Here is a 19,915-nt window from a genome sequence, read left to right as displayed (position 1 = left end):
GATTTGCCCATGTTCGACCACGACGAGACCCTGCCCGAGGCCCTGGCGCGCAATGTGCGCGAGGCCTTGTTTGAAGACATTGGCCGCTGCGACTGGACGGCCCAGCTGGTGCCCGCCGGACGCGCCGTGCGGGCCCATGTGCGGGTGCGCGAAGACGCGGTGCTGTGCGGCCGCGACTGGTTCGAGGGCGTCTTCAAGGCGCTGGATGCCTCGGCTCGGATCGAATGGCTGGTCGAGGAAGGCGCGCGAATGAGCGCCGACAGCATCGTCTGCCGCATCGTCGCCGATGGCCGCGCGCTGCTCAGCGCCGAGCGCCCGGCGCTGAACTTTCTGCAGCTGCTCTCGGCCACGGCGACGCTGACCCGCGCCCATGTCGACGCGATTGCCGGCGCCAGCCCGAATCCGCAAGGCTGCGCGGTGCTGGACACGCGCAAGACCATTCCGGGGCTGCGCCTGGCGCAGAAGTACGCGGTGCGGGTGGGCGGCGGGGCCAACCAGCGGCTGGCGCTCTATCACGGCATCCTGATCAAGGAAAACCATATCGCGGCGGCCGGTGGTGTGGCCGCCGCGCTGCGTGCGGCCCAGGCGCTGCAGGCCGGGGTCGATATCCAGATCGAGGTGGAGAGCATTGCCGAACTGCGCGAGGCGCTGGACGCCGGCGCGGTCAGCGTGCTGCTGGACAATTTCAGCGAGGCAATGATGCGCGAGGCGGTGACGCTGAATCAGGGCCGGGCGCTGCTGGAGGTGTCGGGCGGCGTGGCGCTGGATCAGCTGCGCTGGATTGCCGCCACCGGCGTCGATCGCATCTCGATCGGCCGGCTGACCAAGGACGTGCAGGCGGTGGACTATTCGATGCGGGTCGAAGGCCCGCTTTAAGACCCGCGATTCGCACATCAAGGTCGACAGATGGCGGGGCTTTGTCTCTTCTATTAAGGCCCGCGATGGGCAGGATCGCGCCGATCGCGCCAATGGATGTGGCCGCGGCGGCGGTCACCGTCAGCGCTGATGTGCAGTGCTGCAAGCCCAGTCGAGGCGATGCCTTTGTCTGCGGATATGCAGCAGCTTGATCCCTGGGCTCGGGCCGGCCGCCCAGAGGCCTGGATCGCAGAATGCGCATCCATGCGCAGCGGTACAGGATCAAGCATCGCTTGATGCCAGCCGCGCGACGGCGATCAACGCTAAGGCGCTGCCGCGAGGGCGCTGAAGCGGGTGCTACCGGGGCTTGGCCTTCGCCAAGCTGGACCTGCGCACGATGATGGGACGCGTGCCGGCAGCAGCGTTGACCGCAGCCACTTACCGAGCCCGACCTTGGGTGCCGGCCAGACGCAGCACCAGGAAGTCCAGCAGCGCGCGCAGCTTGGGGCTGCCTTCAGGGTCGGCCAGGAACACCGCGTGCACACCGTGCGCTGGCCCGGCGCAGTCAGGCAGCACCCGGCACAACCGGCCCTGCGCCAAGGCCTCGGCCACCATCAGATCCGAGAGGAAGGCAATGCCGCAGCCGGCCAGGGCAAAGGCCAGCACCGCGTCGCCGTTGTCGGCGCGCAGCCTGCCCGTGGGCTTGATGGAGTGCAGCTCGCCACTGCGGTCCAGGCAGCGCCATGGCTCACCGTCGCGGTTCACGGTCAGCGCCAGACAGCTGTGGCGTTTGAGCTCCTGTAGCGAGGCCGGCGTGCCCCGTGCGGCAAGATAGTCGGGGCTGGCCACCAGCACACGGCGACTTTCAGCCAGCTGGCGCGAGCGCAGGCCCGAGTCCTCCAGCCGCCCCACCCGAATCGCCAGGTCCAGGCCCTCGGCTGCCAAATCCGCATAGCGATCGCTCATCTGCAGGCTCAGCGTCACGGCCGGGTGGTTGCGCATGAAGTCCGGCAGGAGTGGCACGACAAAGCGGCGGCCATAGGCGACCGGAGCCCCCAGGCGCAACTCGCCGCGTACCTCACCCTGCAGGCGGCCCAGCGCCTGGCCGGCGGTGCGCAGCTGCGCCAGGGCCTCGCGGGTGGCTTCCAGATAGGTCTGGCCGGCCTCGGTCAGGGCCATCGAGCGGGTCGAGCGATAGAACAGCGGCATGCCCAGATGCCGCTCCAACTGCTTGATCTGGCGGCTCAGCGCCGAGGCCGACAGGCGCAAGTCGAGCGCGGCGCGGGCGAAGCTGCGATGGCTGGCCACGGCATCGAAGGCACGCAAGAGATCGAGCGGAAAGTCCAACATCAGCGATTCCTTCCTCCAGCGCAGCAGTGTCCTGCAAACCCGGGCGTCGTGGCGCACGGCGCACGGGCAAGCTGGGCGCATGCAACAAACCACGCCTCTACTCAGTCTCCTGGCCTTCGGCGGCCTGGACGCTCCGACCGCGCTCGGCCATTGCAGCCCCGCGCCCAGCCGGCCCTTCGCGGTGGCTGCCGGCCTGGCGGCGGCCGTCAGCGCGCACAGGGGGCAGCCATGAAGCGCCGGCTGTTCCACGTCAATGCCTTCTGCGCGCAGCCCTTTCGCGGCAATCCGGCCGGTGTGTTGCTGCAGGCCGATGGCATGAGCACCGCCGAGATGCAGGCCTGGGCGCGCGAGCTCAAGCACTCCGAAACCGCGTTTGTGCTGGCGCCAGAGGGGCCCGACCATGATCTGCGCATCCGCTACTTCACGCCCAGCACCGAGGTGCCGCTGTGCGGTCATGCCACGGTGGCAGCTCATGCGGCACGTGCCGCGGCATGGCAGCTGCCCGATTCGGAGTGGCGCCAAAAGACCGCGGCCGGTATCCAGCGCGTCCGGCTGAGCACGCTGGCGGACGGCCGCCGCCGCGTTACCTTGTGGCAGGGCCGGCCGAGCTTCGAGGTGCCGCTGGCTGCGCCTCTGTGTGAGCACATCGCCGGCGCGCTGGGCCTGCAAGCCCAGCAGCTGAAATCGGGCTGGCCGGTGCAGATTGTTTCCACCGGCCACAGCAAGGTGTTGATTCCCTTGGCCGATGCGGTCGATCTGGATGGCCTGCGGCCTGATTTGGCGGCGCTGACGGCGCTGAGCGCCGAACTGGCTTGCAATGGTTTCTTCGTGTTCCAGTGCCGGCCCGAACAGGCTGGCCAGCCTGGCGCCAGCGATGGTCGCATGTTCGCGCCCGCGATCGGCATCGCCGAGGATCCGGTCACCGGCAATGCCAATGGACCGCTGGGCGCCTACCTGGTGCAGCATCGCCTGATGGCACATGACGGCCAATGCCTGCGGCTGCAGGGGCATCAGGGTCGCGCCCTGCAACGCGACGGGGTGGTGCATGTGCAGGTGCAGATCGAGACCGACGGCAGCGCGGGCGAGGTCAGCATCGCCGGCGACAGCTGCATCCTCTTCAGCGCAGAAGTTCCCGGTTGTTGACAGCCGCCCGGCAACACTGGCGCTGGGGCCCGGTGCCAAGCTATGCCGACTCATGCAGACCTTCCGTAGGCCGAACGGTGTGCAATCCGGCGCTTGCGGGCTGAACTGACAATTTCCGGTAGGCGTTGAACTCGCTGTTCAGCTTGTCGGTCCTGGACAGTGGACAAACTCGATCGTCGCGAGGGACGTGAAACCCGCCTCAGCCAGCAAAATCAGCCAAGGACGCTGCCGCCACGCCGGCTGCTGGGCAGGGAGGCCTCAGGCCCAACTGCCCATCATGCTGAAGGCGCCACCGAGCAGCGCCAGCCCGAGCGGCACGGCCAGCAGCGTGGCGCGCTGCACTGCGCCGGCAAAACGAGACTGTTCGGGTGTGGGGTCGAGCAGATCTTCGGCAAAGGCTTCGCTGCGGTACATCCAGGGCGGTGGGCTGGTCTCGTCATTCATGGCAGGGCTTCCTGATTCGGGCTGATGCGCCTGGGGAAGACCTCAAACGGCTGCCGGCGCTGCATGGATGACACTGTGCCGCCGCTCTGTGTCCGATTGGTTTCTTCGCCGGAACCGAATTGTTTCTATTGTTTTTGCTGTGGCTTTTGGCGCGAGTGCGGCGCCGGCAGCACACTGCCGGCGATGAACAACTTGCACTTCCGCGCGGCCACGACCGCGGATATCCCGGCGATGTCGCGCATCCGTATCGCGGTCCGGGAAAACCGCCTGTCCGACCCGGGCCGCATCACCACGGCAATGTACGAGGACCATCTGCAGCGCCTGGGGCGCAGCTGGGTGGCCGTGTATGACGGCGAGGTGATTGCCTTCTCCAGCGCGGCGCTGGCCGATGCCTCGATCTGGGCGCTGTTCACCGATCCGGCGCATGAAGGGCGGGGCGCCGGCAAGCGGCTCTTGCAGCTGGCGGTGGATTGGCTGTTCAGCCAGGGTGCCGCCGAGGTGCAGCTGGGTACGGCGGCCAACACACGGGCCGACGGTTTCTATGCGGCGCAGGGCTGGCAGCGCCAGGCCATGCGCAATGCGATCGAGGTCGAATACCGCTTGCCACGTCCCTGACGGTGGCCTTCAGGGCTGGCCGCTGAACCAGTCCTCATCGGGCAGCTTGGCGAACACGCGGCGCAGGCCCTCGCCCCAGCCGCGGCGCAGCTTGTTGAAGTAGGCGTCCTCGTGAGTGACGCGGTGCGGCGCGGCCGGCGCGAAGCTGTCGGTCTGGTAGAGCAGCACATCCAGCGGCAGGCCGACCGAGAGGTTGGAGCGTATCGTCGAATCGAAGGAGATCAGCGTGCACTTGGTCGCTTCGCTGAGGCTGGAGTCGTAGCGGATCACGCGATCGATGATGGGCTTGCCGTACTTGGATTCGCCGATCTGGAAGTAGGGCGTGTCCTCGGTCGCCTCAAGGAAATTGCCTTGCGGGTAGACATGGAACAGCCGTGGCACCTCGCCGCGGATCTGCCCGCCGACCAGGAAGTTGGCGCCGAAGTCGACGCCCTGGCCCAGCGTGGCGTCATTGGCGTCGCGGGCGACCACTTCCTTCAGCGTGCGGCCGACCAGCTCGGCGGCGGCATACATGGTCGGTACATTGAGCAAGTGCGGGCCGTCGTGCGCCAGGCGCTCGCGCAGCAGGCTGATCACGCTTTGCGTGGTGGCCAAATTGCCGGAATTGAGGATGGTGATCAGCCGCTCGCCGGGCGTCTCGAAGACGCTCATCTTGCGGAAGGTGGCGATGTGATCGACACCGGCGTTGGTGCGCGAATCAGAGGCAAACAGCAGGCCGGCCTTCAGCCGCATGGCAACGCAGTAAGTCATGGCCGTGAATTTACTGCATTCACTGCTGCAGCACGGCCGGGTCGACCCCAGGGCCGGGCCGCACCTCGACGCGGGCACGCATGCCCTCGGTGCCGCCACCCAGGCGCACGCCACGCACCGGGCAGGCATCGAGATAGTCGGCCCCGAGCGCCAGCCGCACATAGCGGCCATCGGCCAGGCATTGGTTGGAGACGTCGTAGCCCAGCCAGCCGCTGCGGCCTGACGGCGCGGGCAGCCAGACCTCGCACCAGGCGTGGCTGGCCACATGCTCTGCATCAGCCGCGAGGTAGCCGCTGATATAGCGTGCCGGCAGCCCCAGCAGGCGCGCGCAGGTGGCGAAGACATGGGCGTGGTCCTGGCAGACGCCCTGGCCATTGGCGAAGGACTCGGCGGCCGGTGTCGCCGCATCGGTCACGCCAGGCATGTAGCGCATCTGCTGCTCCAGCTGCGTCATCATCGCGAGCAGGCCCTCGCGGGCATCGCTGCGGCAGGCGGCGGCGAACTGCTGGGCAAAGTCGCGCAAGGCCGGGTCGGCCCGGGTCAGCGCGCTGTCGCGCAGGAACAGCTCGACCGGCAGCGCGCCGGCCAGATCCAGCTCGGCATCGGGCTGTGGCGGGCCATCGTCGGTATCGACCTCGCCGCGGGCGAACAGATGGATCTCCTGCCGCGGGCCATCGAGCGTCAGCACATGCATCACATTGCCATAGGCATCCAGGCAGCGCGAGGCCGGCCCCGGCAGCTGCAAATCCCAGCTCAGCACCCGCAGGCCGCGCGAGGGCCGCGGCGTCAGCCGCAAATACTGGGTGCTGCGCGTCAGCGGCAGGTCGTAGTGATAAACCGTCTCGTGGGAGATCAGCAGGTGCATGGCGAGGCTCCGTTCATTGCAGCGACGCGCAGCTCAGTTGACGTCGAAGTAGGCGCGCCGGATGGCCTGACCCAGCGTTGCCGATTCATCGAGAAAGCCGGTCAGCCAGCGGTGCAGGCCCTCGGCCAGGATCTCGTCCACCGATCCATACTCCAGCCGAAGCGCCAGCCGGCCGGCCAGCTGCTTGACCTCTCGGCCGGCATCGGCGGCGCCGGCGCGGGCCTCGATCAGCGGCAGGATGGCGTTGATCTCGTCGCAGCAGGCGCGCAGCGAGCGCGGCACATCGGGGCGCAGGATCAGCAGCTCGGTGACGCGGCGGCCGTCCAGGCTGTCGCGGTAGGCGGCGTGATAGGCCTCGAAGGCCGACAGCGAGCGCAGCAGCGCGCTCCAGGCGTAGAAGTCCGGGGCGCTGTCGCTGGGTGCGTCGACCGGCATCAGCGAGGCCACGGCCGGCTCGATCAGCTGCGACTTCACGTCGAGCAGCCGTGCGGTGTTGTCGGCTCGTTCGGCAAAGGTGCCCAGGCGGATGAAGCAGTAGGCATCGTTGCGCTGCAAGGTGCCGTAGGTGGCGCCACGGAACAGGTGCGAGCGTTCCTTGACCCAGTCGAAGAAGCTGGACACGCTGGGAATGCCGCGCTTGGGCAGGCTGCGTCCCTCCAGCCAGGTGGCGTTGATGGCCTCCCACATCTCGGCGGTGATCTGGCCGCGCACCGCATGGGCGTTCTCGCGCGCCTCGCGCAGGCAGGACAGCACCGAGGCCGGATTGTCCAGATCCAGCGCCATGAAGTTGAACAGCTGCTCGGCCTCCAGCTTGGCATGCTTGGCGTGATAGGCCTCCAGCGTGCCGGTGACGGCCAGCGGCGCCGCCAGCTCGGTCATCGCGCCGCGCGATTGCGGCAGCAGCGACAGCGAATGCGTCACATCCAGCATGCGCACCAGATCCTCGGAACGCTCGAGGTAGCGGCTCATCCAGTAGAGCTGGGAAGCGGTTCGGGAAAGCATTATTTGTCTCCGGCGTAAATGACGCAGCAATCGACGGCAGGACTCATCCAGACCCAGCAGAGCCCGACGATCCGGCTCCGCCGGGCGTCCGGGCGCGCCCCCTTCGAGGGGGCGCGCGTAGCGCGTAGGGGGTGGGCCATCACGCCTCCAAGATCCAAGTGTCTTTGGTGCCGCCGCCCTGGCTGCTGTTGACCACCAGCGATCCCTGCTTCAGCGCCACCCGCGTCAGGCCGCCGTGGACCATGCTGATCTCGCGGCCGGTCAGCACAAAGGGGCGCAGATCGATGTGGCGCGGGGCGATGCCGCTGTCGACAAAGGTCGGGCAGCTCGACAGGCACAGCGTCGGCTGGGCGATGTAGTTGCTCGGGTTGGCGCGCACCCGCTGCTTGAAGTCCTCGACCTCGGCGGCCGTCGCGGCCGGACCGACCAGCATGCCGTAGCCGCCGGCGCCATGCACCTCCTTGACGACCAGCTCGGCCATATGGGCCAGCACATGGTCCAGATCCTCGGGCTTGCGGCATTGCCAGGTCGGCACGTTGTGCAGGATGGGTTCCTCGCCGAGGTAGAAGCGGATCATGTCCGGCACATAGGGGTAGATGGACTTGTCGTCGGCCACGCCGGTGCCGATCGCATTGGCCAGGATCACATGGCCCTGCTTGTAGACCGAGAGCAGGCCCGGCACGCCCAGCATCGAATCGGCGCGGAAGGCCAGCGGGTCGAGGAAGGCGTCGTCGATGCGGCGGTAGATCACATCGACCCGCTTGGGCCCGACGGTGGTGCGCATGTACAGGTACTCGTCCTTGACGAACAGGTCCTGTCCCTCGACCAGCTCGACGCCCATCTGCTGGGCCAGGAAGGCGTGCTCGAAATAGGCGCTGTTGAAGGGGCCGGGTGTCAGCACCACCACGCGCGGCGCATCGTGAGCGCCCTCGCCCGCGGGTGCGCGCTCGGCCTCGCTGGCATGGCGCAGCGTGTTCAGCAGCAAGGTCGGGTAATGCGCCACCGGCGCCACCTGGTAGCGGGCAAACAGCTCGGGGAAGAGCCGCATCATCATCTTGCGGTTCTCCAGCATGTAGGAGACGCCGCTGGGCACGCGCAGGTTGTCCTCCAGCACGTAGTAGCCGCCGTCCGAATGGCGGATCAGGTCGACGCCGGTGATATGGGCGTAGATGCCGTGGGGCAGATCCAGCCCCTGCATGGCCGGCTGATACTGCGCATTGGCAAAGACCTGCTCGGCCGGGATCAGGCCGGCCTTGATGATGTCGTGATCGTGGTAGATGTCCCAGAGGAAGCGGTTCAGCGCGCTGACCCGCTGGCGCAGCCCGGCCTCCAGCATCCGCCACTCATCGGCCGGCACGATGCGCGGCACGGTGTCGAAGGGAATCAGCCGCTCGGCGCCGGCCTCGTCGCCATAAACGGCGAAGGTGATGCCGACCTTGTGGAACAGCAGATCGGCCTCGGCGCGCTTCTTGGCCAGCGCTTCGGGTGTCTGGGCGTGCAGCCAGTTGGCGAAGGGCTGGTAATGCGGCCGGATCGCACCACTGGCGAGCAGCATCTCGTCGTAATGACCGTTGGCGGGCAGGGTGAGCGCGTGCATGAGGTCTCCGAGGCTTGTGCCCGATGATCAATGCAAGCCCCGTGCCTGTGCAAACGATCTCTTTGCTGCGCCGTGGCGGTGCGCGAACCCGGCTGCGCCTGGTCTTGGTGCGACACCGACGCACCAGGCCGGCGCATCGGCCGGTGACAAACCAGCATCAAATGCCCCGATATACCCGGCTTCGTGTGCTGAGCGCCACAGTTGGGCGGGCGAACTGCGCGCTTTCCCTCAGGCAGGCCGAGCCCCGCTTGCATAGCATTCGTCCGCAGGGTGGAGCGCGGCCATCTAGATCGAGATCGCGGCCGGGTCCAGGAGGAAAACAGTGATGAAAGCAACAATGAGCAAGATGCTGAGCCGGGCAGCGCGTGGGCTGCCAATGTGGGGGCGTGGCGCATTGGGAGCACTGCTGCTGGGCTTGCAGGTCGTGACGCCGGTGCAGGCTGCGCCGGGTGAGGTGATCGGCGCCATCGTGCCGGAAAGCCGGCCCAATGCCGCCCAGGGCGAGGAAATCCGCAACGGCATGATGCTGGCGCTGAAAACCTGGCCGGGCCAGCCGGTGCCGACACTGGTGATCAAGGACAGCGCCTGCGATTCCGACCGCGCCAAGGCGGCCGCCAATGCGCTGGTGGCGGCGCGGGTCGATATCGTGCTGGGCGGCTGGTGCGAGCTCGGCGAGATGCCGGCCGTGCTGCGTGCCGCCGGCATTCCTTTTGTGTCCAGCAATGCCGAACGCCTGAAGAGCGGCGAAGGCACGTTGCAGCTGGGTCGTGTCGGCTTCAATGTCGCCGAGAACATCGCCACCAAGCTGCGCTCCGAGACCAGTCTGCGCGTCACCGCCTCCAGCGCCTGCTGGATTGACTTCGAGGCGCCGCTCTCACCCAAGTACGACGCCGCGCTGTGCCCGGTGCCGACCATCGACAAGGCCCGCTGGGCCGAGATTGCGCCGACCTATCTGGCCGCCTTCCGCAAGCCCTTCACGCTGTCTGCGGCACGCGGCTATGCGGCGATGGAGGTCGCCTTGGCCTATATCAAGCGCACCCGCGCCGGTGCCAAGTCGTCCGCCGCCGTGGCCGATACCCAGGGCCTGAAGACGCTGATGGGCCCGGTCATGCCGCGCGATTCCAATAGCGACGATGTGCTGCGCCTGAGCTTTGCGCCCAAGCTGCCGCGCCTGCCGGCCCGTGAGGCGGGGGTGCTGGAACAGCTGGTCAAGAGCAAGTCCTGCGACTGCAAGCCGGGCGACTGCGGCAAGGGCGGACCCTGGGGCGGCATGCCCTTTACCGTGCAGAGCGGCGCGGCCAGCTGCGGCCAGCTGCTGGCCGGCAAGAGCGAGCTGGCGGCGCGCTGAGTCGCTTTAACGGCCGCGGGCCGTTCAGGCGCGCGGCAGCCGAACGACGAAGACGCTGCCGCCGCCCGTGAGCGGCTCGCAGACGGCGCTGCCGCCGTGATGGTTGGCGATCTGCCGTACCAGTGACAGTCCCAGCCCGACACCCGGCCCCTGGGTGGCGCCACGGAAGAAGGGCTCGAAGACCTGCTCGCGCTGCGCCTGCGCCACACCCGGGCCGGCATCCCAGACGCGCAGCCGGGCCAGGCGCTCGTCGGCGGGGTCGATGTCGATGCGCAGCTGCACCGGCGGGCGGCCGTGCAGCTCGGCATTGCGCAGCAGATTGCCGAGCAGGCGGCGCAGCAGCCGGGCATCGCCATCGATCAGCAAGGACTGACCCTCCACCTGCACCTCGGCGTGGGCGGCGCCGACCTCGGCGGCCAGCGCCAGCAGATCCAGCGGCTCGCGCTGCAAGGCGGCCGGGCCAACGGCATCCAGCCGGCTGGCCAGCAGCATCTCTTCAAGCAAGGCATCGAGTTCGGCAATATCGCGCTCCAGCGCCGCGCGGCGCTGCGCCAGGCTGCCATCCCGGCTGAGTTCCAGCGCCAGCTGAATCCGCGTCAGCGGTGTGCGCAGCTCGTGCGAGGCGGTGGCCAGCAGGCGCTTGTGCGCGGCCATCAGCTGCTCGATGCGCGCGGCCGCCTGATTGAAGCTGCGTGCCAGCCGGGCCACCTCGTCATGGCCTTGCACGGCGACGCGGGCGCCCAGCTCACCAGCGCCCAGGCGCTCAACACCCTGCTGCAGCCGCTCCAGCCGGCGCGTCAGCGGCCGCACCAGCGGGTAGACCAGCAGGCCGATCAGCAGCGCCAGGCCGAGCACGATCACATGCAGGCGCAACCAGGCCGGTCCGATGGCCAGGTCCAGCCGGGCGTAGACGCGCCGCCCATCGGGCAGACGCACGCCGAACCACTTGCCGTGGTGCGGCGGCATCGGCGCATAGATCTCGACGAGGCGGTGGCCATCGGCGGCCAGCAGCTCGGCCTGCGGCGCCACGCCCTCGGCCAGGCGGCGCAACGCGGCGGCTTGTTCCTCGGCCGGCGCCGTGGCCGGCGGCAGGATGTTCTGCAGCAGCCGACCAGCCAGCTGCTGAGCCCGCTCCAGGGGCCCGCCGCCGCGGTGCCACAGCGCCATCGTGCTCAGCGCAAAGACCAGCAGCGCCACCAGCACGGTCAGGTGGACGCGCAGATACAGCCGCGGCAGGCGCCAGGGCGGCAGGAAGCGGCTGCGGGGCTTGTTGCTGGTGTCGGGCATGGCAGGCAATCGTGGTGGCCCTTCAGTCCTGCGCCTTGGCAAACACATAGCCGGCGCCGCGCACGGTGATGATGCGGCGCGCTTGGCGGGGATCGTCCTCGATGGCGGCGCGCAGCTTGGTGATGTGCAGATCGATGCTGCGGTCCGAGGCATCGAGCCGGTCCAGGCCGATCAGGTCCATCAAGGCCTCGCGCGACATCACCCGGCCGGCATGGCGGGCCAGTGCCAGCAGCAGATCGAACTGGCTGGCCGACAGCTCGCAGGCCCGGCCGTCCAGCGTGACGGCACGTTCGGCCGGCGCGATCTCCAGCCGGCCGAAGCGCAGCGGCTGGTCCTGCGGCAGCAGTTCGCCGCGGCGGCGGCGCAGCAGCGCACGCAGCCGGGCCAGCAGTTCGCGGGGCAGAAAAGGCTTGGCCAGATAGTCGTCGGCGCCCAGCTCCAGGCCGAGCACGCGGTCCATCGCGTCGCCGCGTGCGGTCAGCATCAGCACCGGCACATCGGAGCGGGCACGCAGCTGGCGGCAGACATCCAGGCCGTCGATATCGGGCAGGCCCAGATCGAGCACGACGGCGCCGAAGGCCTGGGCTGCCGCCTCGGCCAGGGCTGCCTGACCGTGGCCGACCTGGACCACGCCATAGCCGGCCTGGCCCAGGTACTCGACCAGCATGGCGGCCAGCGCCGGGTCGTCCTCGACCAGCAGCAGGCGCTCGCGGCTGGCGCTCTGGTTCATCCGTGCTGCATGCCGTGCTTCATGCCGTGCATCTTATTGATGTGCTGGACCAGTTGCTGGCGCTGGGCGGGCGTCAGCTGGTCGCCGATATCGGCGATCAGCTGGACCAGCCGGCGCGAAGCCTGGTCGGCCAGCTGCAGGTGCTGCTGCCGGGCGTTCTCCAGCGCGGCTCGGTCGATCGGCGTCTGCTGCACGAGCTGCAGTGCCTGAGCGTGGGCACTGTGGGCCTGCTGGCGCAGCGGGAACAGATCCTGCACCGCCTGCTTGACGAGTGGGCCAATGGCGGCCTGCTGGGCGGGCGTGGCATCGATCTCGGCATAGAGATGCTTGAGCATCTTGTCGGCATGGGCCGCTGCGCCCTGCGGGGTGCTGGCCGAGGCCGCCATATGCGCGTGCATGGCCGGCATGCCTTCGCCGGCCACGGCGGCCAGGCCGCTGGCCATCAGCGCGCCGCTGGCGAAGGCGATCACGGTCTTGCGGGTCAACCAGCCGAAGCGGCGTGTGAATGCGGAGGAGGGGGTGGGGCTGTTCATGGCGGAGCTGTCCTTGCTGTTGAGTCAATCAGGAGACCGATCAACCCGCCGTGCACACATGCTGTTGCAGGTGCAGGCGGGCTGTCGACATCGGGTCCGAAGCGCTTGCCCGGAGGCAAGCCGTTTGCGGGCCTGTGCTCAAGGTAGGCCGGGCAGCGCAGCGTCCGGTGTGAGTCCGGTAAAGATTTGTAGGGCAGGCATCTGCGGCTGCCTCCAGGCGGCCATGGCATCCGCCTGCGCATGATGCGCTGGACGTGGTGTCGAGACAGGGGGAGAAAGTCGTGACAAGCCGGCCATATGATGGCCGCAAGTAAAGCAATAGCTGGCCTTACAACGCATTGCCGACTGGCCTGAAACGGACGATGGCTTCATGATCCTGCTCCTGTTGAAGAGCGAGGCGGGTTGCCTCGCTGCTCAACGGTGGCAGGAATGCGTCTTCGAGCGGCAACGAGCCTGGCCGATGCGGCTACCGCGCAAGCGGTTTAGTCCATCGCTGCAACGCCGCCGTCGACCGCGCCACGGCGGCTGGCGTCGAAGTGCGGGCCGCTCGCCAGCGGGGATCGAACTCGCCCGACGTCGTCCCCCAACGTCCCTGGGCCATGCCACGTAGGGCCAGCCTCCGGCTAACGTAGCCCCAGCCGGGTCAGCTTCTTGATCAAGCCGACGCGCGACACACCCAGCTGGCGGGCGGCCTCGGATTGGTTGCCGCCGGCAGCCATCATGGCGTCCTGGATCAGTCGGCGCTCCAGTTCGTTCAGCGCCGCATCAAGCACGCCCGTTCCAGGCGCGGGTTCTGGGCTGCGTCGGGGGTCCAGACTGTCGCCCGCGGACAGGTGCAGGAGCTCGGTATCCACCTCCTGCTGATCGGGCAGCATCAGGGCCCCGGCCGATTCGACGATGGCCTTGAGCTCGCGGACATTGCCTGGCCACTCGCGTGAGGTGATCCAGGCTAGCGCGCCTGCCGAGAAGCGCGCTTGGGGCGCAACACCCTTCAGGAAGCGGGCGGCGAGCAGCGGCACATCGGCCATGCGCTCCGCCAGGGCCGGGGTGCGCAGCACGACGCCCTTCAGGCGGTAGTAGAGGTCTTCGCGGAAGCTGCCGTCGCGCACCATCGCTTCGAGGTCGCGGTGGGTGGCCGCCAGCACGCGCGCATCCGCCTGCCGCTGCGTGCGACCGCCCACGGGCACGAAGCTGCCTTCCTGCAGAAAGCGCAGCAGCTTGACCTGCATGGGCGGCGGCATCTCGCCCACCTCGTCGAGAAAGAGCGTGCCACCGTGCGCGGCTTCCACGAGACCGGGTTGATCGCGGTAGGCGCCCGTGAAGCTGCCTTTCATGTGACCGAAGAGTTCGCTCTCCAGCAGCTCGGCCGACAGCGCACCGCAGTGCACCACGACAAACGGTCCGTCGCGCCGCGGGCTGCCTTCGTGCAGTGCGCGCGCCACCAGCTCCTTGCCGGTGCCGGTGGGGCCCAGCACCAGCACACTGACGCGAGTCGGCGCCACGCGTCGCACCATCACGCGCAGCTGCTGCATCGGCGGCGTCTGGCCGATGAGGCCGAGCTCGTCGCTGCCCTGGCTCGAACGCAGCCGCACGAGCTCGGCTTCCAGCCGGGACTTGCGCAGTGCACGGGCTACCACGAAGCGCAGCAGGTCTGGGTCAATCGGCTTGGTTATGAAGTCCCAGGCACCAAGTTCGACCGCGCGCAGGGCGAGATCGTGCTCGCCGTGGCCCGTCAGCACGATGACGGGCACGCCCGCGAGGCGCGGGATCAGCTCGAGACCGTGTTCGGGGTCCATGTGCGGCGGCATGGCCAGGTCCAGCAGCACGAGTTCCGGACGCTGTTGGGCGAAGGCCGCCATGGCAGCGTCGCCGTCGCCGGCAACGTTCACCTCATGGCCAAGGCTGCGCAGGAAGTTGCCGCCCAGGCGCTGGAAGGCCGCTTCGTCGTCGACGAGCAGCACGCGGCCGGTCTCAGGCGTGGAGTTGTCCATGGGGGAAGCTCAGGGTGAAACACGTGCGCCAGCCGGCGCGCTCGGTGAGTGCCGCCGTGCCACCGTGCGCGCTCATCACACGCGCGACGATGGCCAGGCCCAGGCCCGTGCCGCCCGGGCTGCGGGAGGCGAAAGGTTCGAAGAGCCGCTCACGTAGGCTCTCCGGCACGCCGGGGCCGTTGTCACAGACATGCAGGTGCAGGCCCCTGGCATCGCTGTCGGCATCGACGAACACCGCGCCGCTGCTAGCGGTGCGTGCGTTCTCGACCAAGTTGGTGAGTGCCTGCTCGACACGGCGCGCATCCAACGGGGCCGTCAGCGGCTGCTGCAGGCCCGGGCCGAGCGTCACTTCCGGCTGGCGCCGCGCGACGGACCGCACGAGGGCGCTGATGTCGACCGGGGCAGGATTCAGCTTCCAGGGCTTGGCATACTCCAGCAGGTCGCGCGTCAGGTGGGCGATGCGGTCGACCTGCTCGGCCACCTCTCGGCGGGTATCGCTCGGTGCTGTGGCCACTGCCATCGCGATGATGTTGAGCGGGTTGCGGATGTCGTGGGCCACGGTCGCGGCCAGAGCGCCCAGCTCCGCGAGCCGCGCCTGCAGCTGCCGCTCGCGCTCTCGCGCCGCGAGTTGCTGGGCCTGTTCGACCCGCATGGCCGCTTCCAGCACTAGGCTGCCAAACAGCTCGGCCACATGCCGCTGGCCGGGTGGCGCCGCCGCCCAGCCTTGCAGCTCCACCCGCCATGGGCCGGGCCGGCAGTTTAGGCGCGGCAGGGTCGGCTCGGTGGCGACGTCGAACACCACCTCCACCTGCGTGCCCAGCCGCCGGCTGAGTAACTGGCCGGCAAGCGTACCCAGTTCTGCCAGCGACTCCGCCGGCAACAGCGCGTCGCGCCAGGCCTGCAGGTCCGCCACCGACGCGGAGCCGCCCGGGTAGATCAGCCGCTGCACGAAGCGGCGCACCGGCCCGCTCAGGGCCAGGCAACCCGCCGCCACGGCCAGGCCGCTCAGCCAGCGCGATTCGAAGGGCAGCAGCAGCGGCATCAAGCCCACGATGCCCAAGCCGATGGTCAGCAGCAGGGTCCACACCAGCGCGCGCCCAGCCCATGCATTGGCGACGAACACCCCCCAGCGCAGGATGCCGTAGACCAGGATGACCGGGTAGAGCGGCAGCAACAGCAGTTGGAATGGGAATAGCGGCAGGTCCAGCAGCACCAGGCCGTAGCCGCTCAGGCACAGCAGCCCCCAGATGCAGGAGCAGGTGACGGCCGCTATTTGCTGGCGCGCAGGCGGCCGGGCCACAGTTAGGCCCCGCAGCAGCACGGCAACACCGCCCGCGCCAAGGATGATCCACGCGATGCTGGCCAGCCAGCCCAGTTGGCCGGCAATGAAAATCCAGCCGACGTGGTCGCTCCACACCAGATGGCCCGGCTGCCCAAGCAGCGCCGCCAGGGACGCCACCGCGCCCAGCGCATAGGCCGCCGCGACACCGAGCCGCCCCAGCGGCACGCGGCAGAAGACCACGCAGAAGTGGAAGAAGAAGGTCGATATGAAGGGGGCCAGCGACACCAGCTTCAGAGCCACCGGCTCGGCGGCCGGGCCCCACCAGTTGGGCAGTTCATTGCCCACGACCCAAAGTGCAAACCCTCCCAGGAACGCGGCCAGTAACCGTGCACCGGCCACCCGGTCCGCCCACCAGAGCAGCACTCCGGCCAGCACCAGGGTCTCGAACAACGAGAAGCCCAGGGCGAATCGGATCAGCAGCATGGGGTGTTAACGAAGTTGACAACAGGGCTGACTGCGACTGTATCCGAAGTAATCGCTTTAGTGCGTCGCGTTCAATGAAATCAAGCACTTAGTCGCGAAACACGCCCTGGCACGATTGTCGCGAATACCGGGGCATGAACACTGCTCAGCCCCTGGACATCTCCGCCCTCGTCGGGCCCGCCGCCTGGCAGCGCCTGCCGCCCGCCGTCAAACGCCGCTTCGCCACCGGGCATCGTGCCATCACCTACCGCGGCTCGATGGATATGCGCTGCTCGCAGTTGGGACGCGTGCTGGCGTGGCTGGTCAAGCCCTTCAATAGCCCGCTGGTCACGGCCAACGTTCGCGGCGTGCTGACGACTGTCCACGTGCGGCCGGTCGGCGCCGGCGTCGAGTGGGAACGTCGCTTCGAGAACGGCGTCGGCCGCGTTTGCTCGACCAAGGAACTGGACACCGCCGGCCACCTGCAGGAGCGCACAAGCGGCGGCCTGGGCATGGCCCTGGATGTCTTCGAACACGCAGGCGACCTGGTGTTCGAGAGCAGCTCCTACTTCCTGGTTCTGGGGGGCTGGCGCGTGGCGATCCCCCGCCTGCTCAGCCCGGGCACCTGCCGCGTCGAGCACCGCGACCTCGGCCATGGCCTGTTCCGCTTCACCCTGTCTATGACCCACCCGCTTTGGGGCGAGACCTTCCACCAGACCGGCGTGTTCCTCGACCCCACGCCCCAGGACACGCACTGAAGCACGTGCCCCACCCCCCACCCCGGAGACCCTTCCCCATGAACACTCTTTTCATCCTGTTGAGCGGCCAGGCCGTTCTGGGCGCCTTCGACAACCTCTGGCATCACGAGCTGCAGGCCCAGCTGCCGCAGCGCACCTCGGCGCGGCGCGAGCTCGGCCTACACACGCTGCGCGAGGCCATCTACGGCGTCATCTTCATCGGCCTGGCGTGGTGGCAATGGCAAGGCGCGTTTGCTGTTTTGCTGGCCGGACTGCTCGCCGTCGAGGTGCTCATCACGCTAGCCGACTTCCTCGAGGAAGACCGAAGCCGCACCCTGCCGCCCTTTGAGCGCGTGCTACACACCGTGCTGACCATCAGCTACGGGCTCTTCCTGGCGCTGATGGCGCCCTTGCTGTGGGGCTGGGTCCAAGCGCCGAGTGGCCTGATGCCGGTCAACCATGGTGCCTGGGCGCCCCTGCTCACGCTGTACGGCGTCGGCGTGCTGGCCTGGAGCCTACGCAATTTGGTCGCCTGGCACCGCCTGGGGCGCGTGCCGGCACCGGCAGCTGCGCAGCCGGCGGCGATGCGGCGCCAGCCTGCCGTTCTCGTCGCGGGCGCGACCGGCTTCGTGGGCCAGGCCCTGGTGGCAGAGCTGAGCCGTGAGGGCCGCCGCGTCATCGCGCTGTCACGTGATCTGCGCCAGGCTCGTGCGCAGTTCGGTCCCGGTGTGTGGGTGGTGGACGACCTGGATGCCATCCCGTCGGAAACCCGCATCGACGCCATCGTGAACCTCGCCGGGGCCCGTGTGCTCGGCATGCCCTGGACGCGGGCCCGCCGCCAGGTCCTGCTGAACAGCCGCGTGGATGTCACGCAGCGTCTGGTCGGCTTGATGCGCCGGCTGGAGCAGCGCCCGCGCGTGCTTGTCAGCGCTTCGGCGGTGGGCTTTTATGGCGCCGTGAACGACGGTGCCCCGTGCACCGAGGCGAGTCCGCCGAAGCCGGGAGAGTTTCAGTCGGACCTGTGCGCCGCGATTGAGCATGAGGCCCGCCGTGCCGAAGCCCTGGGCGCGCGCGTCGTGCGGCTGCGCTTCGGCGTCGTGCTGGGGCTCGGCGGTGGCGCCTATCCGATGCAGGCCTTGGCCGCTCGCCTGGGCGTCGGCGCACGGCTCGGCACCGGCCAGCAGCCCGCGCCCTGGCTGCACCGTGACGACGCCGTCGGCCTGATCCGCTTTGCGCTGGAACAGACTACGCTCAGCGGCGCCGTGAACGCCGTCGCGCCCGATACGCCGCGCCAATTGGAGTTCGCGCAGGCCCTCGCGACCTCCTTCGGCCGATGCGTGTGGCTCAGCGCCCCCGCCTCGCTGCTGCGGCGCCTGGCGGGTGAGATGTCGACGATCCTGCTGGACGGTCAAAACGCCATCCCGGCTGCAGCACTCGCCGCTGGCTATCGCTTCCATCACCCGACCCTGCAAGGCGCCCTGGCCGACCTCGCGGCACGCCTGGCGCTTTGACAGGCACTGACAGCATCGTGACGCCCGAGGCTGGGCAGTGCCAGCGACTAGGCGTTGCGCGATGGCCGTGGCAGGGCTTGCGCAGCCCAACTGTCACAACCGTTGCCACTTGGGCCGATCAGGTGAGGTCACGGGCGAGTTCGCAGACCGTGTTGAGCTCCAACTCAAGTCGCGTGTGCAGCGGGTCAAGAAAGCAGCTGGCGATCGCCTAGCCACGCTGGCCCTGTATGAGACTGACGGAGCAAAGTCCGACGAAGGTGGTGTGGCCAACCGATGACGCTGCAGGTCTGAAATCGTCAGGCAGACTCATGATGGTCATCATGAGCTGAGCAGAGAACCGCTGCCAGAGGGAGATGCGGCTCGTCAGCCCCTGGCTAAGCCTAATGGCGGCTGAGCTTGCTGTAAGGCATGTGTGTCAATAACGCCAACTAACGCCTGACTTATCAGCTGGCCCCGAGCGCTCCCGCGCTGGGACTGGTGCGACCGGCAAGAATCGAACTTGCGACTAAGCCTTCGGAGGGCCCAATGATATCCACTTCACCACGGTCGCGTGGCAGCCGGCCATTGTAGCCGGGTTCTGCGACGCCTCAGGCTGAGGGCGTTTTGTCTGGCGGCAGCCCGGCAGCGGCCGCTCTGGCGCACGACTGTCGCAAGAATGCCGCTAAGCGGGCTGATTGCTGGGGCGTGACGGCGTTTTGTCCACCGCGCCAGGCCTGGGCCGGCTGCAGCCTCGATATAATCCCGCGGTTTTGCGTGCTGTCGCCAGGCTTTGGCGAGCAGCACTTTGCAACCCCTTGCCGACGCCAACGAGGATTTCATGAGCGGAAACCAAGATCACGCGCACGACCACGAAGAAGCCCATGAAGGCCCCATCAAGACGCCCAAGCAGCTGATCTGGGCGGTGTTTTTCGCCTTCGTGGTGCCGGTCATCGTGATCATCATGCTGGCCAACTACGTCACCACCGATGCCAAGCCGGCCGCCGGCAGCGTGGGTCTGGAAGAACAGGCCATCGCGGCTCGCATCCAGCCGGTCGGCGCGATCGAGATCAAGGACGCCTCCAACCCTGGTGCGCTGAAGACAGGCGAACAGGTCTTCCAGGCCCAGTGCGCGGCCTGCCACGCCACCGGTGCCGCCGGTGCGCCCAAGCTCGGCGATGCGGCGGCCTGGGCCCCGCGCGTGAAAACCGGCTTTGAGGCGCTGTGGACCTCGGCGCTGAAGGGCAAGGGCAATATGGGCGCCCAAGGTGGCGGTGATTTCAGCGATTTCGAAATCGCTCGCGCCGTGGTCTATATGGCCAACGAGGGCGGCGCCAAGTTTGACGAACCCAAGGCGCCTGCTGCCGCAGCCTCGGCCGCATCGAACTGACGCCAGGCCCACGAGTTTTTCCCCGCCTGAAGAGCCGCCGGTTGCAA

Annotated in this window: 18 protein-coding genes and 1 tRNA gene; 7 read left to right on the top strand and 12 right to left on the bottom strand. The window is 68.4% G+C overall.

Features of this window, described 5'->3' with window-relative positions:
* Positions 1-9: 9 nt before the first annotated feature.
* Entirely contained in the window at positions 10-876 is an 867-nt protein-coding gene (gene nadC / locus RQP53_RS21755) for a carboxylating nicotinate-nucleotide diphosphorylase (protein WP_315652801.1), read from the top strand.
* 417 nt (positions 877-1,293) lie between these two features.
* Here nadC and RQP53_RS21750 read toward each other — a convergent pair whose 3' ends face one another.
* Positions 1,294-2,205, bottom strand: coding sequence for a LysR family transcriptional regulator (locus RQP53_RS21750; protein WP_315652800.1), 912 nt, complete (start codon positions 2,203-2,205; stop codon positions 1,294-1,296).
* A 228-nt stretch (positions 2,206-2,433) separates the two neighbouring features.
* Between RQP53_RS21750 and RQP53_RS21745 the strand changes: the two genes are divergently transcribed.
* Complete coding sequence (locus tag RQP53_RS21745) at positions 2,434-3,348, top strand: PhzF family isomerase (RefSeq protein WP_315652799.1); 915 nt, start codon at positions 2,434-2,436, stop codon at positions 3,346-3,348.
* A 258-nt stretch (positions 3,349-3,606) separates the two neighbouring features.
* Here RQP53_RS21745 and RQP53_RS21740 read toward each other — a convergent pair whose 3' ends face one another.
* Positions 3,607-3,792: a hypothetical protein gene (locus RQP53_RS21740; protein WP_315652798.1), complete on the bottom strand. Its 186-nt coding sequence runs from the start codon at positions 3,790-3,792 to the stop codon at positions 3,607-3,609.
* A 183-nt stretch (positions 3,793-3,975) separates the two neighbouring features.
* On the opposite strand from RQP53_RS21740, the gene RQP53_RS21735 reads away from it, so the two are divergent.
* Complete coding sequence (locus RQP53_RS21735) at positions 3,976-4,407, top strand: GNAT family N-acetyltransferase (RefSeq protein ID WP_315652797.1); 432 nt, start codon at positions 3,976-3,978, stop codon at positions 4,405-4,407.
* Between the two features lie 9 nt (positions 4,408-4,416).
* On the opposite strand, the gene RQP53_RS21730 is transcribed toward RQP53_RS21735, so the two are convergent.
* The 4 genes from RQP53_RS21730 to RQP53_RS21715 form a co-directional block, all read right to left on the bottom strand.
* The gene (locus RQP53_RS21730) at positions 4,417-5,157 is read right to left on the bottom strand and encodes a proteasome-type protease (protein WP_315652796.1); all 741 of its coding nucleotides are present in this window, start codon (positions 5,155-5,157) and stop codon (positions 4,417-4,419) included.
* 19 nt (positions 5,158-5,176) lie between these two features.
* Entirely contained in the window at positions 5,177-6,022 is an 846-nt protein-coding gene (locus RQP53_RS21725; RefSeq protein WP_315652795.1) for a transglutaminase family protein, read from the bottom strand.
* Positions 6,023-6,055: 33 nt separating this feature from the next.
* Positions 6,056-7,024 carry an alpha-E domain-containing protein gene (locus RQP53_RS21720; RefSeq protein WP_315652794.1) on the bottom strand — a complete coding sequence of 323 codons (969 nt, stop codon included), beginning with the start codon at positions 7,022-7,024 and terminating at the stop codon, positions 6,056-6,058.
* A gap of 139 nt (positions 7,025-7,163) precedes the next feature.
* Positions 7,164-8,621, bottom strand: a complete 1,458-nt coding sequence (locus RQP53_RS21715) for a circularly permuted type 2 ATP-grasp protein (RefSeq protein WP_315652793.1) — start codon at positions 8,619-8,621, stop codon at positions 7,164-7,166.
* A gap of 325 nt (positions 8,622-8,946) precedes the next feature.
* Here RQP53_RS21715 and RQP53_RS21710 point away from each other — a divergent pair, with 325 nt between their 5' ends.
* Positions 8,947-9,969 carry a type 1 periplasmic-binding domain-containing protein gene (locus RQP53_RS21710; RefSeq protein WP_315652792.1) on the top strand — a complete coding sequence of 341 codons (1,023 nt, stop codon included), beginning with the start codon at positions 8,947-8,949 and terminating at the stop codon, positions 9,967-9,969.
* Between the two features lie 24 nt (positions 9,970-9,993).
* Here the strand turns inward: RQP53_RS21710 and RQP53_RS21705 are convergent, their stop codons facing one another.
* The 5 genes from RQP53_RS21705 to RQP53_RS21685 all read right to left on the bottom strand — a co-directional run bounded on the left by RQP53_RS21705 (position 9,994) and on the right by RQP53_RS21685 (position 16,242).
* Entirely contained in the window at positions 9,994-11,256 is a 1,263-nt protein-coding gene (locus tag RQP53_RS21705; protein WP_315652791.1) for a sensor histidine kinase, read from the bottom strand.
* A 22-nt stretch (positions 11,257-11,278) separates the two neighbouring features.
* The gene (locus tag RQP53_RS21700; RefSeq protein ID WP_315652790.1) at positions 11,279-11,986 is read right to left on the bottom strand and encodes a response regulator transcription factor; all 708 of its coding nucleotides are present in this window, start codon (positions 11,984-11,986) and stop codon (positions 11,279-11,281) included.
* Positions 11,983-12,519, bottom strand: coding sequence for a Spy/CpxP family protein refolding chaperone (locus tag RQP53_RS21695; protein WP_315652789.1), 537 nt, complete (start codon positions 12,517-12,519; stop codon positions 11,983-11,985). The genes RQP53_RS21700 and RQP53_RS21695 overlap by 4 nt, the downstream gene beginning before the upstream one ends.
* 623 nt (positions 12,520-13,142) lie before the next feature.
* Entirely contained in the window at positions 13,143-14,510 is a 1,368-nt protein-coding gene (locus RQP53_RS21690; protein ID WP_315652788.1) for a sigma-54-dependent transcriptional regulator, read from the bottom strand.
* Positions 14,491-16,242 (bottom strand): sensor histidine kinase, encoded by a 1,752-nt coding sequence (locus RQP53_RS21685; protein WP_315652787.1) that lies wholly within the window; start codon positions 16,240-16,242, stop codon positions 14,491-14,493. The genes RQP53_RS21690 and RQP53_RS21685 overlap by 20 nt, the downstream gene beginning before the upstream one ends.
* Before the next feature lie 167 nt (positions 16,243-16,409).
* Here RQP53_RS21685 and RQP53_RS21680 point away from each other — a divergent pair, with 167 nt between their 5' ends.
* Both RQP53_RS21680 and RQP53_RS21675 read left to right on the top strand, forming a co-directional pair.
* Positions 16,410-17,012 carry a DUF4166 domain-containing protein gene (locus RQP53_RS21680; protein ID WP_315652786.1) on the top strand — a complete coding sequence of 201 codons (603 nt, stop codon included), beginning with the start codon at positions 16,410-16,412 and terminating at the stop codon, positions 17,010-17,012.
* Positions 17,013-17,050: 38 nt separating this feature from the next.
* Positions 17,051-18,502, top strand: coding sequence for a TIGR01777 family oxidoreductase (locus RQP53_RS21675; RefSeq protein WP_315652785.1), 1,452 nt, complete (start codon positions 17,051-17,053; stop codon positions 18,500-18,502).
* Positions 18,503-18,977: 475 nt separating this feature from the next.
* Here RQP53_RS21675 and RQP53_RS21670 read toward each other — a convergent pair.
* Positions 18,978-19,052, bottom strand: a tRNA-Arg gene (locus RQP53_RS21670).
* A 267-nt stretch (positions 19,053-19,319) separates the two neighbouring features.
* Between RQP53_RS21670 and RQP53_RS21665 the strand changes: the two genes are divergently transcribed.
* On the top strand, positions 19,320-19,868 hold the full coding sequence (locus RQP53_RS21665; protein WP_315652784.1) for a c-type cytochrome: 549 nt from the start codon (positions 19,320-19,322) through the stop codon (positions 19,866-19,868).
* Positions 19,869-19,915: the final 47 nt, after the last annotated feature.

Origin of the sequence: Roseateles aquae, assembly GCF_032337115.1 — a bacterium.
Classification (GTDB): Bacteria; Pseudomonadota; Gammaproteobacteria; order Burkholderiales; family Burkholderiaceae_C; genus Roseateles_C; species Roseateles_C aquae.
Note: the sequence above shows the minus strand (reverse complement) of the source record. Positions and strands in the feature narration are given on the sequence as shown.